Source organism: Shouchella patagoniensis, assembly GCF_002019705.1.
GTDB classification, from domain to species: Bacteria; Bacillota; Bacilli; order Bacillales; family Bacillaceae_D; genus Shouchella; species Shouchella patagoniensis.
Genome location: NZ_KV917377.1, coordinates 2,713,331 through 2,726,494, shown reverse-complemented (window position 1 = coordinate 2,726,494; position 13,164 = coordinate 2,713,331). Strand labels below are relative to the sequence as shown.

General features: G+C 41.2%; 12 protein-coding genes and 5 tRNA genes. All 17 read left to right on the top strand.

Features of this window, described 5'->3' with window-relative positions; translation table 11 throughout:
* Positions 1–25: 25 nt before the first annotated feature.
* The 17 genes from rpsF to BK584_RS14290 all read left to right on the top strand — a co-directional run bounded on the left by rpsF (position 26) and on the right by BK584_RS14290 (position 13,164).
* Positions 26–313: a 30S ribosomal protein S6 gene (gene rpsF, locus BK584_RS14370; protein ID WP_078393247.1), complete on the top strand. Its 288-nt coding sequence runs from the start codon at positions 26–28 to the stop codon at positions 311–313.
* A gap of 58 nt (positions 314–371) precedes the next feature.
* Positions 372–875: a single-stranded DNA-binding protein gene (gene ssb / locus BK584_RS14365; protein WP_078393246.1), complete on the top strand. Its 504-nt coding sequence runs from the start codon at positions 372–374 to the stop codon at positions 873–875.
* A 27-nt stretch (positions 876–902) separates the two neighbouring features.
* The gene (gene rpsR / locus BK584_RS14360) at positions 903–1,136 is read left to right on the top strand and encodes a 30S ribosomal protein S18 (protein ID WP_054703471.1); all 234 of its coding nucleotides are present in this window, start codon (positions 903–905) and stop codon (positions 1,134–1,136) included.
* 180 nt (positions 1,137–1,316) lie between these two features.
* Positions 1,317–2,243, top strand: coding sequence for a DUF2232 domain-containing protein (locus BK584_RS14355; RefSeq protein WP_078393245.1), 927 nt, complete (start codon positions 1,317–1,319; stop codon positions 2,241–2,243).
* Between the two features lie 30 nt (positions 2,244–2,273).
* On the top strand, positions 2,274–4,238 hold the full coding sequence (locus BK584_RS14350; RefSeq protein WP_078393244.1) for a DHH family phosphoesterase: 1,965 nt from the start codon (positions 2,274–2,276) through the stop codon (positions 4,236–4,238).
* 1 nt (position 4,239) lies between these two features.
* On the top strand, positions 4,240–4,683 hold the full coding sequence (gene rplI, locus BK584_RS14345) for a 50S ribosomal protein L9 (RefSeq protein WP_078393243.1): 444 nt from the start codon (positions 4,240–4,242) through the stop codon (positions 4,681–4,683).
* Between the two features lie 67 nt (positions 4,684–4,750).
* A complete protein-coding gene (gene dnaB, locus BK584_RS14340) occupies positions 4,751–6,112 on the top strand; it encodes a replicative DNA helicase (RefSeq protein WP_078393242.1) in 1,362 nt (453 codons plus the stop codon).
* A gap of 120 nt (positions 6,113–6,232) precedes the next feature.
* On the top strand, positions 6,233–7,519 hold the full coding sequence (locus BK584_RS14335) for an adenylosuccinate synthase (RefSeq protein WP_078393241.1): 1,287 nt from the start codon (positions 6,233–6,235) through the stop codon (positions 7,517–7,519).
* A gap of 209 nt (positions 7,520–7,728) precedes the next feature.
* A tRNA-Lys gene (locus BK584_RS14330) sits at positions 7,729–7,804 on the top strand.
* A gap of 10 nt (positions 7,805–7,814) precedes the next feature.
* Positions 7,815–7,886, top strand: a tRNA-Glu gene (locus BK584_RS14325).
* 25 nt (positions 7,887–7,911) lie between these two features.
* Positions 7,912–7,988: transfer RNA gene (locus BK584_RS14320), tRNA-Asp, on the top strand.
* A 41-nt stretch (positions 7,989–8,029) separates the two neighbouring features.
* Positions 8,030–8,105 (top strand) — tRNA-Phe (locus tag BK584_RS14315).
* 11 nt (positions 8,106–8,116) lie between these two features.
* Positions 8,117–8,189: transfer RNA gene (locus BK584_RS14310), tRNA-Thr, on the top strand.
* Positions 8,190–8,414: 225 nt separating this feature from the next.
* Positions 8,415–9,128: a response regulator YycF gene (gene yycF, locus BK584_RS14305; RefSeq protein WP_078393240.1), complete on the top strand. Its 714-nt coding sequence runs from the start codon at positions 8,415–8,417 to the stop codon at positions 9,126–9,128.
* Positions 9,129–10,964, top strand: a complete 1,836-nt coding sequence (gene walK, locus BK584_RS14300) for a cell wall metabolism sensor histidine kinase WalK (RefSeq protein ID WP_078393239.1) — start codon at positions 9,129–9,131, stop codon at positions 10,962–10,964.
* The gene (locus BK584_RS14295; RefSeq protein ID WP_078393238.1) at positions 10,961–12,283 is read left to right on the top strand and encodes a YycH family regulatory protein; all 1,323 of its coding nucleotides are present in this window, start codon (positions 10,961–10,963) and stop codon (positions 12,281–12,283) included. The genes walK and BK584_RS14295 overlap by 4 nt, the downstream gene beginning before the upstream one ends.
* On the top strand, positions 12,280–13,164 hold the full coding sequence (locus BK584_RS14290; protein WP_078393237.1) for a two-component system regulatory protein YycI: 885 nt from the start codon (positions 12,280–12,282) through the stop codon (positions 13,162–13,164). The genes BK584_RS14295 and BK584_RS14290 overlap by 4 nt, the downstream gene beginning before the upstream one ends.

Sequence of the window (13,164 nt, the reverse complement as noted above, 5' to 3'; positions counted from 1 at the left end):
TTCAGACCAAAAGGAGGTGACTGGAATGCGTAAGTACGAAATCATGTACATTATCGCTCCAAACCTAGAAGAAGCAGCTACTAAAGAGATCGTTGAGCGTTACAATAAAGTGCTCACTGATAATGGTGCTGAAATCTTAAAGGCAGACGAGATCGGTAAAAAACGCTTAGCTTATGAAATCAATGATTTCAAAGATGGCTACTACGTTTTACTAAGTGTACAAGCTAATACAGAAGCAATTAATGAATTTAATCGTTTAGTTAAGATCAACGATAACATTATTCGTGTCCTTGTAACAAAAGACGAACAGTAATTTTCAAATATAGCGTGTGCGTTGAAATGCACATGATTAAAAAGCTGGAGGGATCGCATTGTTAAACCGTGTTGTTCTTGTCGGACGCTTAACGCGTGACCCTGAACTGCGATTCACACCAAACGGAGTTGCTGTGGCGAACTTTACGCTTGCGGTCAACCGTCCGTTTTCAAACCAGCAAGGTGAAAGAGAAGCAGATTTCATTAACTGTGTTGTTTGGCGTAAGCCAGCTGAAAACGTCGCGAATTTCCTGAAAAAAGGGAGCCTCGCTGGCGTCGATGGGCGTGTGCAAACACGTAGCTACGACAATAATGAAGGAAAGCGTGTTTTCGTGACAGAGATTGTTGCGGAAAGCGTGCAATTTCTTGAACCTCGCAATAGTCAAAACCAAGGCAATAGCCAAGGTAACTTTGGCGGAGGATCACAACAGGGCGGTTATGGCGGCGGAAGCAGCCAAGGCGGGAACCAAGGTTCCGGCGGCAATCGTTCGAACGGATATGACAATGATCCATTCTCAAGTGATGGCTCCATTGATATTTCCGATGATGACCTTCCGTTCTAATCATTTATACGAAAGGAGTGCTTAACTATGGCACGTCGCGGTCGTCCTAAACGGAGAAAGGTTTGCTTTTTTACAGCAAACAAGATCACACACATCGATTATAAAGATGTTGATTTGCTTAAACGTTTCATTTCAGAACGTGGAAAAATTCTTCCACGTCGCGTAACTGGAACATCTGCAAAGTATCAACGTAAATTGACAATTGCAATTAAACGTTCACGTCAAATTGCGTTGCTTCCTTATGTCAACGATGTAAACTAAGGATTAGAAAAAGAGGGTGGATTGAGTCAGGCTTGATGAAAGCTGGCTCAGCTGCCCTCTTTTCTTCTTATTACCCATAATAAGATGGGGTTGCTTTTACTTTCTGGATAATTGCGCTAAAATAGATAAGGACTGTGCGAGAAACATGCTCGTTTGGCGCTTTTAAAAAGAGGTGAGATTTTGGACGATAGGAAAGTAGTCTCTCAAGGAATGATAAGTGGATTGATCTATCTCCTCTTATATTTTCTTTTTATAACACAAATACCGTTAATCAACTTATTGGCACTTCTAACATTGCCACTACCGATCATTTATTTTACAGCTAAGTATGGATTGAAACCGGGTTTGCTTGTCACTGCAGTGGTTGGTTTACTAGGTACATTTATATCAGCGGGTCTGTTTTTACTGCCAATCGGTTTTGCAGCAATTGGACTAGCTGTTGGTCATTACCAACATAAAAGAAGATCGGGAGCCGAAAGGTTGCTTGCAGCCATTATCCCAACGTTTTTATTTCTTGTTCTTGGTTATGTCCTGTTAGCCACTCTGTTTGATCTTTCTTTTGTGGATCAGGTTCGGAGCTCGATGCAAGAGACTCAGCAACTTGCAGAACGATTTGGAGTGGACGTATACGATGATGAGCTCATTACAGCTTATACGGCTTTTCTTGAGTCGTTAATGACACTCGTGCTGCTTATTATGGCAACGGTCTATGCCTTCATTATCTATGGCGGTTCTGTTCTTCTATTTAATCGAATAGGAATGGACTACCATAAGCTGCCGAAATTCCGTTACTGGGAATTTCCACGTTTTGTCTTGATTCTCTATTTTTTATTCTGGTTTTTGGCGATCTTGCCTTTTGAAGCAGGGTCTTATATGGACTCAGCTAGCCAAGTTGGTTTTTTTACTATAAGCATACTGCTAATAATACAAGCATTATCTTTATTTGTGACCTATTTAAATTATAAAAAAGTTTCAAAGACGATGCGGGTTCTGCTGGTTATTGCAGCTTTACTAAGTATCATGTTGGTGCCGATCCTGATTTATATCGTAAGGATTATAGGGGCATTCGATATGATCTTTAGAATTCGCGATCGATTGCAAACGTAATGTTTGCATGAAAGAGTAGGAGATGACAATATGCCTAATTGGAAAAAGCAGTGGTGGCATCATGTCCATGTCATCACACTCTTCGCCGTAGCTGTTGCTTTAACAAGTTGGCTTACTGTTAGCCAATGGGAGTTTGGCATGATCGTAGGACTTCTTTTAATTGCTTGGGCTGTACTCTTTATTCGTGCACAAAAGAAATACGACAAACGTTTAGACATGTATATGTCCACTTTGTCCTACCGTGTGAATAAGGCTGGCGAAGAAGCCGTTACAAAACTTCCAATCGGGATTGTGCTTTATGACGAGAATCGGGTCATACAGTGGGCAAACCCATTTGTGTATGAGCGATTTGGTAATGGCTTGACAGGCGAATCTGTAACGATGATTCATGAAGAGGTAAGTGACTTTCTAGATGAAGGTTTAACAGATGAGACGGTGCAAGTCGATTCCTCATACTACTATTTAACATTTGAACAAAATGAACGACTGATTTATATTGTTGATGTAACGGAAAAAGAATTGACGCAAGAAAAGTATGAGCATATGTTGCCGGTAGTTGCCCATATTTATTTGGACAACTACGATGAAGTGACACAAAGCATGGAAGACCAAGTGCGTAGCAAATTGCTAGCGCAAGTGACAACAGCCTTGAACAATTGGGCAAGTGATTACGATATCTTTTTGCGACGGACATCATCGGATCGTTTCTTAGCCGTGATGAATCACAAAGCGCTGCTCTTGCTTGAAGAAAATCGGTTTGAGCTGTTAGATGAAGTTCGAGATATTACAGCAAAAGAAAAAGTTCCAATTACCCTTAGTATAGGTGTTGGTACAGAAGAATCATCATTAAAACAACTTGGTGTATTAGCCCAGTCTAGCTTAGATTTGGCGCTTGGACGCGGCGGCGATCAAGTAGCGATTAAGAAAAAGAATGGACGTGTTCGTTTTTACGGTGGTAAAACAAATGCCGTTGAAAAACGAACAAGAGTAAGGGCAAGAGTGATATCCCATGCTTTGCGCGACTTTGTCAAAGAAAGTGAACGAGTCATTGTGATGGGGCATCAACGCCCGGATATGGATGCAATTGGTGCTGCTCTTGGTGTGCTTAAAATTGCTGACTTAAATGACCGTGAAGGTTTTATTGTACTAGACGAAGAAGATACAAATGCGGATGTCCAGCGTCTACTTGAAGAAGTAGAGCAGCATGACCATTTGTGGAATCAGTTTATTTCACCTGAAGAAGCGATTAATCTAGTTGATAAAGAAACGTTGCTTGTTATTGTGGATACGCATAAACCGTCACTTGTAATTGAACCAAAGCTTTTACAGATGGTGGATCGTATTATTGTACTTGACCATCACCGGCGGAGTGAAGATTTTGTACAAGATCCTGTCCTTGTTTATATGGAACCATACGCATCCTCAACTGCAGAGTTAGTGACAGAGCTGCTTGAATACCAGCCGATGCAATTTAAAATGGATCGCTTAGAAGCAACTGCACTCCTTGCTGGTATCACAGTTGATACAAAAAGTTTTGCTGTTCGTACAGGGGCAAGAACATTTGATGCAGCCTCTTTCTTGCGAGCGAATGGGGCAGACACTGCGCTCGTTCAAAAGCTGTTAAAGGAAGACTTGGCGTCCTACGTGAAGCGTGCTAAGCTTATGGAGAATGCGTACGTTTATAGAGAAGGGTATGCAATTGCAACGGCCCAAGACGATGAGACATATGATCAAATTATTATCGCTCAAGCTGCCGATACGCTTTTAACGATGAGTGGTGTACGCGCCTCATTTGTGGTTTGTATGCGTGCAGATGGTCGTATAGGCATCAGTGCCAGATCTCTTGGGGATGTAAACGTCCAAGTGATTATGGAACGTCTTGGTGGCGGTGGGCATCTCTCGAATGCAGCTACGCAGCTAGAAGATTTATCACTGGAAGAAGCGCGGATACAGCTCGAACAGGCTGTGGATGAAGGATTTGAAGGAGGGAATTAAGATGAAAGTCATTTTTACGCAAGATGTAAAAGGCAAAGGGAAAAAGGGAGAAACAAAAAACGTTGCTGAAGGCTATGCTCGCAATTACCTGCTCCCAAATAATTTAGCGAAAGAAGCGACTTCTGGAAATGTAAAAGATTTAGAAGCACAAAAGAAAAGCAAACAGAAGCAACAGGAAGCTGAGTTGGAAGAAGCGAAAGCATATAAAGAACAGCTTGAAGCTCTGACGATTACGATTCCAGCTAAAGCAGGAGAAGGTGGCCGTTTATTTGGAGCCGTCTCAACAAAACAAATTGCTGAAGCTTTATCTAAGCAAGCTAAGAAAGTTGACAAGCGTAAGATTCAATTAGATGATCCGATACGTGCCCTTGGTTACACAAAGGTACCGATTAAGATACATCCAGAAGTAGTTGCCGTTGTAAACGTGCATGTTAAAGAAGCATAGGATTTGTGGAGCTGGCTCATCTTGAGCCAGCTTCCTTTTAAGTCAACATGAAAAAGGAGTATGCCCTATGAGTGATCTTCTAAATGACCGGACACCGCCCCAAAACATTGAAGCGGAACAAGCGGTGCTTGGTGCAATTTTCTTGGCAGACCATGCGCTAACAACTGCAAGCGAACGGCTCATGCCTGAAGATTTTTACCGGGCAAGTCATCAGCGAATTTTTGAAGTGATGCTCGACATCGGTGAAAAAGGGGAACCTGTTGACCTTGTTACGGTTACAGCAGATTTGCAGGATCGCAAATGGCTTGATGAAATTGGCGGGGTTGCTTATTTAAGTGATGTGGCTGATTCCGTTCCGACTGCTGCCAATGTGGAGTATTATAGTAAGATTGTTGAGGAAAAGGCCCTTTTACGTAGGCTTATCCGAGTCGCAACCAACATTGCAAAAGAAGGCTATGCAAGTGAAGAAGAAGTCGATTCCATTCTTGATCAAGCGGAAAAGACGATTCTGGAAGTTTCACAGCAAAAAAATACGAGCAGTTTTGTATCGATTAAAGATGTGCTTTTAGACACATACGATCAAATCGAAATGCTCCAACAGACGCGCGGTGAAATAACTGGAATCGCGACTGGATTCTCGGAGCTTGATACAATGACGGCTGGATTCCAACGCAATGACCTCATTATTGTTGCTGCACGGCCATCTGTAGGTAAGACGGCTTTTGCGTTAAACATTGCTCAAAATGTTGCTACGAAAACGGAAGAAAATGTAGCGATTTTTTCACTGGAGATGGGTGCAAGTCAGCTAGTCACAAGGATGCTTTGTGCAGAAGGAAATATTGACGCGCAACGGATGCGGACGGGGGCTCTTGAAGAAGAGGATTGGCACAAGCTTTCCATGGCAATGGGCTCATTATCCAAAGCAGGAATTTACATCGACGATACGCCTGGGGTAAAAGTGGGAGAAATCCGTGCCAAATGCCGTAGACTTAAGCAAGATAAAGGGCTTGGTATGATTTTAATTGACTACTTGCAGCTTATTCAGGGGAACGGTCGTGGTGGAGAGAACCGTCAACAAGAAGTATCGGAGATTTCGCGGACGCTTAAAGCGATTGCCCGTGAACTTGAAGTACCAGTTATTGCTTTATCACAGCTTTCCCGGGGCGTTGAATCAAGACAAGATAAACGGCCAATGATGTCCGACATTCGTGAATCAGGAAGTATTGAACAAGATGCCGATATTGTTGCCTTTCTTTACCGAGATGATTATTATGACAAAGAATCAGAGAACAAGAATATCATTGAAATTATTATTGCAAAGCAGCGGAATGGTCCTGTAGGCACGGTTGAACTTGCTTTTGTTAAAGAATATAACAAATTCGTGAACTTGGACCGAAGACACGATGAAAGCGCAATGCCTCCGTACTAAAATGGAAGTTTAGACGAATGATTTAATAATGAGTAGGTTCATTGTTCGGATTTAATTGACTCACGTATAGTGAACTGATATACTAACAATGGTTTTTAAAGAGAGCGGAGGTGCAAGGGAATGTCTTCAGTCGTTGTAGTTGGAACCCAGTGGGGCGATGAAGGAAAGGGAAAGATCACGGACTACTTGTCAGAGAAAGCAGAAGTAGTTGCCCGCTATCAAGGTGGAAATAATGCTGGCCACACGATTGTATTTGGTGGTACAAAATATAAGCTTCATTTGATTCCTTCAGGGATCTTTTACAAGGATAAAGTGTGTGTCATTGGTAATGGAATGGTTATCGACCCAAAAGCGCTTGTAGAAGAGCTTGCGTACTTACATGAACGTAATGTTGATACAAGTAATTTGCGTATTTCAAACCGTGCACATGTTATTTTACCTTACCATATAAAATTAGATGTTGTTGAAGAAGAGCGTAAAGGCGCAAATAAAATTGGTACAACGAAAAAAGGAATTGGACCTGCTTATATGGATAAAGCAGCTCGAATTGGTATTCGTATTGCTGATTTGCTCGAGAAAGATACATTCAAACTTAAAGTTGAAACGGTCTTAAAAGAGAAAAATCGTCTTTTTGAGAAGTATTATGAAACTGATGGCTTTTCAGCTGAAGAAATTGTAGAAGAATACTTCGAATACGGGCAACAAATTGCCAAGTACGTTGTTGACACATCTGTTGTCTTAAATGATGCACTAGATGATGGTCGACGTGTCCTTTTTGAAGGTGCTCAAGGCGTTATGCTTGATATTGATCAAGGAACGTATCCGTTTGTCACATCGTCTAACCCGATTGCAGGTGGAGTAACGATTGGTTCTGGAGTAGGTCCTTCAAAAATTAACCATGTGGTTGGTGTGTCCAAAGCATACACAACACGTGTAGGTGACGGGCCGTTCCCTACAGAACTTCATGATGATATTGGTGATCAAATCCGTGAAGTCGGCCGCGAATATGGTACAACAACAGGACGTCCACGTCGTGTAGGTTGGTTTGATAGCGTTGTTGTCCGTCACGCTCGCCGTGTTAGTGGAATAACGGACTTGTCGTTAAACTCTATTGATGTATTAACAGGGATTAAAACGCTCAAGATTTGTACAAGCTACCGTTATAAAGGAGAAATCCTTGATGAGTTCCCTGCGAGCTTAAACATTCTTGCAGAATGTGAGCCTGTTTATGAAGAACTACCTGGTTGGGAAGAAGATATTACTGGTGTAAAAACATTACATGAACTTCCTGAAAATGCGAGAACATACATTGAACGTGTATGTCAGTTGACGGGAATTCCTCTTACTGTCTTTTCAGTAGGACCAGATCGCAACCAAACAAATTTAGTCCGTGGTGTTTTTGCATAAAAGACAAAGGAAAACGCAAGTTGTCCTTGCGTTTTCTACTTTTTTTAAGTATGCTAAAGACTGGCATTTGAGCAGAACAAAATAAAATAACTTTTTTTAAGAAAAAGTATTGCGTCGGTTTTGTATGTGTGTTATTATAAATCTTGTCGTCGAGAGAATAAGGGGACATACGGTTTGCTTCTTGCACCGTCTGCTCAAGTTTTAGGTTTGAGCCATTAGCTCAGTTGGTAGAGCATCTGACTTTTAATCAGAGGGTCGAAGGTTCGAATCCTTCATGGCTCACCATTTTTACAGTGGCCCGTTGGTCAAGCGGTTAAGACACCGCCCTTTCACGGCGGTATCACGGGTTCGAATCCCGTACGGGTCACTTTTATATATATACATACTTTAATGGTCCGGTAGTTCAGTTGGTTAGAATGCCTGCCTGTCACGCAGGAGGTCGCGGGTTCGAGTCCCGTCCGGACCGCCATTATTATTTTAAAAAAACTTGTTTATATAAAACCAAGAAATGGCTCAGTAGCTCAGTTGGTAGAGCAACGGACTGAAAATCCGTGTGTCGGCGGTTCGATTCCGTCCTGAGCCACCATTTTTCATTTTGCCGGTCTAGCTCAATTGGTAGAGCAACTGACTTGTAATCAGTAGGTTGGGGGTTCAAGTCCTCTGGCCGGCATCAGATAAGAACTTTATGTGTATACATAAAGTTCTTTTTTGTATTTCCTTTTAGTTTTTCATGTTTATGTTAAACTAAAGGGAGGCGGACTAGGCTTTATTCCCCAGGGAATAAAGGTTTAGAGACACACGCTAAACATCAGCTAAGAAGCTGATGTTTGTTTTAGCCTAAAGCAATTGATTGATATAAATAGTCCTATCATATAGATGACGCAGGGGGTTCATAATGGATAAATATATACTAGTAGTAGATGACGAGAAGCCGATCGCTGATATTTTAAAGTTTAATCTTGAAAAAGAAGGCTTTGACGTTACATGTGCGTATGACGGTAATGAGGCGCTAGAAAGAGTGAAAGAACGAAAACCGGATTTAATGTTACTTGATATTATGTTGCCATTCAAAGATGGAATGGAAGTATGTCGAGAAGTGCGAAAACAATATGATTTACCAATCATTATGTTAACAGCTAAAGATTCAGAAATTGATAAAGTGCTAGGTCTTGAATTGGGTGCGGATGATTATGTAACAAAGCCATTTAGCACAAGAGAATTACTCGCACGTGTAAAAGCGAATTTACGTCGTCAACAAGTGGTGGCAGAAGATGCAACGTCTACGCATAAAGAAATTGCGGTTGGAGATCTATCGATCCTTCCAGAAGCCTATCAAGTGAAAAAAAGAGGCGAACCGGTTGATTTAACTCATCGTGAGTTTGAGCTTATTCATTACCTAGGCAAACACCTTGGACAAGTTATGACAAGAGAACATTTACTGCAAGCAGTTTGGGGTTATGATTATTTTGGTGATGTGCGCACGGTTGATGTAACGGTGAGAAGACTTCGAGAGAAAGTGGAAGATAATCCGAGCTATCCAAGTTGGATCATGACAAGACGAGGAGTCGGATATTTTTTATCAGCGCCGGAAAATCAGGAGCAGCGCTAAATGGAGCGTAATGTAGGATTTTTTAAATCCATCCGTTTTAAACTGATTATTATTTACATGTTGCTTATTTTTTTGGCAATGCAAGTTGTTAGTGTTTATTTCTCTAGAGAGCTCGAGCAGAGTCTGAAGGATAACTATGAGACGGTTCTAAATGAACGTCTCAATTTATTATCACTAAGTGCTGCACAGGAAATGGAGACAGATGATTCTACTGAGCAAGACTTGGATGTGTTAGTAAGAAACGCTTTTCCAGCTAGTGATGATAATGTTCGCTACGGGAAAGCGCAGATTATTGGACGTAATGCAGTCGTGCTTGCCAGTTCATCGGATGCAGATAGAAGCATAATCGGTCAGCAAACACAGCATACGATTGTAAAGCGTGCCTTGAATGGTACACCATACCAATTTAGTGAACGATTTAATGAGAACAACCAAGAACGATACGTGGTTAAAGCTCAGCCGATACGAGCCGAGCAAGGCGCTGGAGAAATACTTGGTGCCGTTTATGTGGAAGCATCGATAGAAAAAGTAAATGAACAAGCGCAAACAATTAATCAGATCTTTATTACGGCAACAACAATTGCCCTTTTTGTTACGTTTTTAGTTATTATTTTTGTTGCCAGAACAATTACGGCGCCAATTTTAGATATGCGTCGCCAAGCATTAAGGATGGGGCACGGGGATTTTTCTCGGCAAGTGCATGTATACAGTACCGATGAACTTGGTCAGCTTGCTATGTCGTTTAATGAATTAACAAATAAACTACATGACACAACGTTAATGCGCGACAGAGAGCAAAAACGTTTGCGGTCCGTCCTTACTCATATGACAGATGGTGTAATCGCGACCGATCAAAGTGGATTAATTATCTTAATGAATCGCCGGGCGGAAGAGTTGCTAGGAATTTCGTTAAAACATGTTTTACGCAAATCCATTCTAGATGTATTAAACATTGAAGATCGAAACAGTATTTTTTCATTATATGAAAGAAATGAACCACTTCTGCTTGATTTCAGTAAGGGAGAAGAGGTAATGGTGTTAGAAGCCCAATTCTCGGCAATACAAGAAGATGATGGGCCAATCAATGGTCTCATTACGGTCCTCCATGATGTAACTGAAAAAGAGAAAAGTGAAAACGAACGACGTGAATTTGTGGCAAATGTTTCCCATGAATTACGAACTCCGTTAACAACAATGAAAAGTTATTTAGAAGCGCTCGCTGATGGAGCAATGGATGATAAAGAAATTGCGCCACACTTTTTAGGTGTGACTCAAAATGAAACCGACAGGATGATTCGACTGGTTAATGATTTGCTTCAATTATCGAAAATGGATTCCCAAGACTATCAATTAAGTACTCATTGGGTCGAGCTTGGTTCGTTTTTGCATAGCATTGTTGAACGTTTTGAGATGATTGTAAAAGATAAAAACATCTATTTTCATCGCCATATTGTGAAACAACCAACATATGTAAAAATCGATACGGATAAAATGACGCAAGTGTTGGATAACATTGTTTCGAATGCGATGAAGTATTCTCCTTCTGGTGGAAATGTAACAGTAACCTTGCTTCATCAAGGAAATAAAGCACGTATTAGTATTACAGATGAAGGGTTAGGCATTCCTGTAGAATCTCAAGAGAAAATCTTTGAGCGTTTTTACCGAGTTGATAAGGCCCGGGCAAGAAATGTTGGAGGAACTGGTTTAGGACTTGCTATTGCCCAAGAGTACGTTCATGCCCATGATGGCGACATTTGGGTGCATAGTGAATACAATGAAGGGACAACCATCTATATCACTTTGCCATACTCGACCTTTAAAGGAGGAAAAGTGTGAGATACGAACAGTTTAAGACGGTCACTCTCATTGCAATGATTGGATTGAGCTTGTTTTTCACGTACCAACTATGGACGTACCAACCAAATATGCAAGCGTTAGAAACAAGCGACAATGAGGAAGAATATAACGAAACTGAGGAATTCATTGAAGAACGGGAAGTTTGGGAGCTAATTGAACCGGAGCAACTAATCGTACATGAAGCGAGTGATACGTATTCACTCGTAGAAAAAGGTTCGGAACGATATGCAGCAATGGTGAATGATTTGCAGCGGCTTGATTTAATTCAAACGATTGATAATGAAGATGTATCGGAATTGGAAGGAATTGAAGTTGTCTTTCCAGACGCCATTCCGTCCAATTATTTACTAAATCAGTATGAGGAAGATCAAGAAATGATCCGACTCAATGACGTCGATCGCATGTTTTTTTATAGTCGTTCAGATAGCGATAATGTGAGCATCCAGTTTGCTTCTGTAAAAGCTGATGAGATTGTTACAATCCGAACGTCGTTATTAGCATCTGAACTTGCCACCATGCTATCTGAAGAAGAAGACGAGTTAAGTGCGGAAATCGCTAAGGAAACGGATCATTTAGAGATGTTATTGCGTGAGCGTTTGTATGTTACAACAGAACCACAAACGGTTGTCCAAAAACAATATAAGTTAGCGCGTCTTGAAGTGGCTCCAATTAATCAACGTTTGTTTAGTAGCACCGTTGAAGTGCCACGGCAGAACCAATTAAATGGGGAATATGTGTATACCGATGGTAGTCGCATTGTAACAATTGATGGCACACTGATGTTTTTAAACTATAGCTACCCTTTTGTCGCTGATTCGTCAGAAACGAGTAGCCGTCATATTATTGAAGCGGGTACAAGTTTCATTAACGAGAATGGTGCGTGGACGGATGATTACGAACTTAGTAATTGGCAGGTAAGAGAAACAAGTGAAACGGTTGATTTCAGAATGCAAGTGGATGGTTTACCCGTTTTTTACCGTAACAATGATGAACGGGATAGTATGAAGTTTTCTGTTTCCCGCGCAGGTACGCAAGTGACGAATATGCAGCGTCCGCTATTCAGATTAGATGGATCTGCATTACAAAAATATGATAAACAAGTCCCTTCTGGAAAAGCAGCAGTTTCCAGAATAAAAGAGGCAAATGAAACGGAATGGAATGAGTCGGTAACAAATGTTCAATTAGGTTATCGTGCGGTTATCGCAAATAGATCAAATGTTGAACTTGTGCCGACTTGGTACTACGAAAGCGAGGGCGATTGGAAGCGCGTGCCGTTTGATGAGGAGGCCCCGTCATGAATTGGAGTCGAACAAAATCCATTTTTATTGTGACATTCTTTTTGCTAAACATTTTTCTTGGCTGGCAATTTTCTGATCTTGTCCGTAATCAACTGGTAAGTATTGAAGAATCGACGGGAATTCTAGGGAGGCTGGATCAAAATAATATCGACTTGCCCGAGGGTGAAGTGAATGTGAATAACGCCCGTGGTGTTGTACTAGAGGGGGGCCGGACGACATTTACTGAAGAAGATGTAGCAGGGTTACCAGAACAAGAAGTAGAATTGTCTCAATCAGGCTCAACAATTACAGCACTGTTTGAAGAACCAATTGATATTTCCGAATTACTAGAAGACGATTCTTCTCTTCAGCCACTTCTCTCCCGATACATGCTATATGGGAGCGATTATGTATATGCTCGTACGGAAGAGAATTTCATTTATTTTAATCAGTTATATGGACAAGTAGAGGCGCATGTAAATGATGACGAGCCTCTTGTAGTGGAAATAAATGATGAGGGAGAAGCGATAGGCTATACACAACGCCACTTTGCTTTTGTAGAAAACAATACCGAAGACCGAGAAATTTTAAATTATATGACCGCAATAGAAAGCTTACTAAACAACCATTACATTTTGAGGAATAATAGCATCGTCGATATTGAATTTGGCTACTATAGTTTAGCTGATCAAACGCCTCGTTTCTTTTCACCAATGTGGGCGGTGACAGTTGATCAAACATTAGAGACATCAGAAGAACCTGTCATCCGTATTTATCTAGTAAATGCGGTTTTAGGAGACCAGCACCAATGGTATCCAGATGAAACAAACATCGATGAGGAAGAAGACGAGGAAGAGGAATTGAATGAGGAACCTGCTCTTCCAGGAAATCAAGAGTTGTAA

Coding starts and splice junctions, on each gene's coding strand:
- rpsF (WP_078393247.1), top strand. CDS start 26: ATGCGTAAGTACGAAATCATGTACATTATCGCTCCAAACCTAGAAGAA.
- rpsR (WP_054703471.1), top strand. CDS start 903: ATGGCACGTCGCGGTCGTCCTAAACGGAGAAAGGTTTGCTTTTTTACA.
- BK584_RS14350 (WP_078393244.1), top strand. CDS start 2,274: ATGCCTAATTGGAAAAAGCAGTGGTGGCATCATGTCCATGTCATCACA.
- rplI (WP_078393243.1), top strand. CDS start 4,240: ATGAAAGTCATTTTTACGCAAGATGTAAAAGGCAAAGGGAAAAAGGGA.
- dnaB (WP_078393242.1), top strand. CDS start 4,751: ATGAGTGATCTTCTAAATGACCGGACACCGCCCCAAAACATTGAAGCG.
- BK584_RS14335 (WP_078393241.1), top strand. CDS start 6,233: ATGTCTTCAGTCGTTGTAGTTGGAACCCAGTGGGGCGATGAAGGAAAG.
- yycF (WP_078393240.1), top strand. CDS start 8,415: ATGGATAAATATATACTAGTAGTAGATGACGAGAAGCCGATCGCTGAT.
- walK (WP_078393239.1), top strand. CDS start 9,129: ATGGAGCGTAATGTAGGATTTTTTAAATCCATCCGTTTTAAACTGATT.
- BK584_RS14290 (WP_078393237.1), top strand. CDS start 12,280: ATGAATTGGAGTCGAACAAAATCCATTTTTATTGTGACATTCTTTTTG.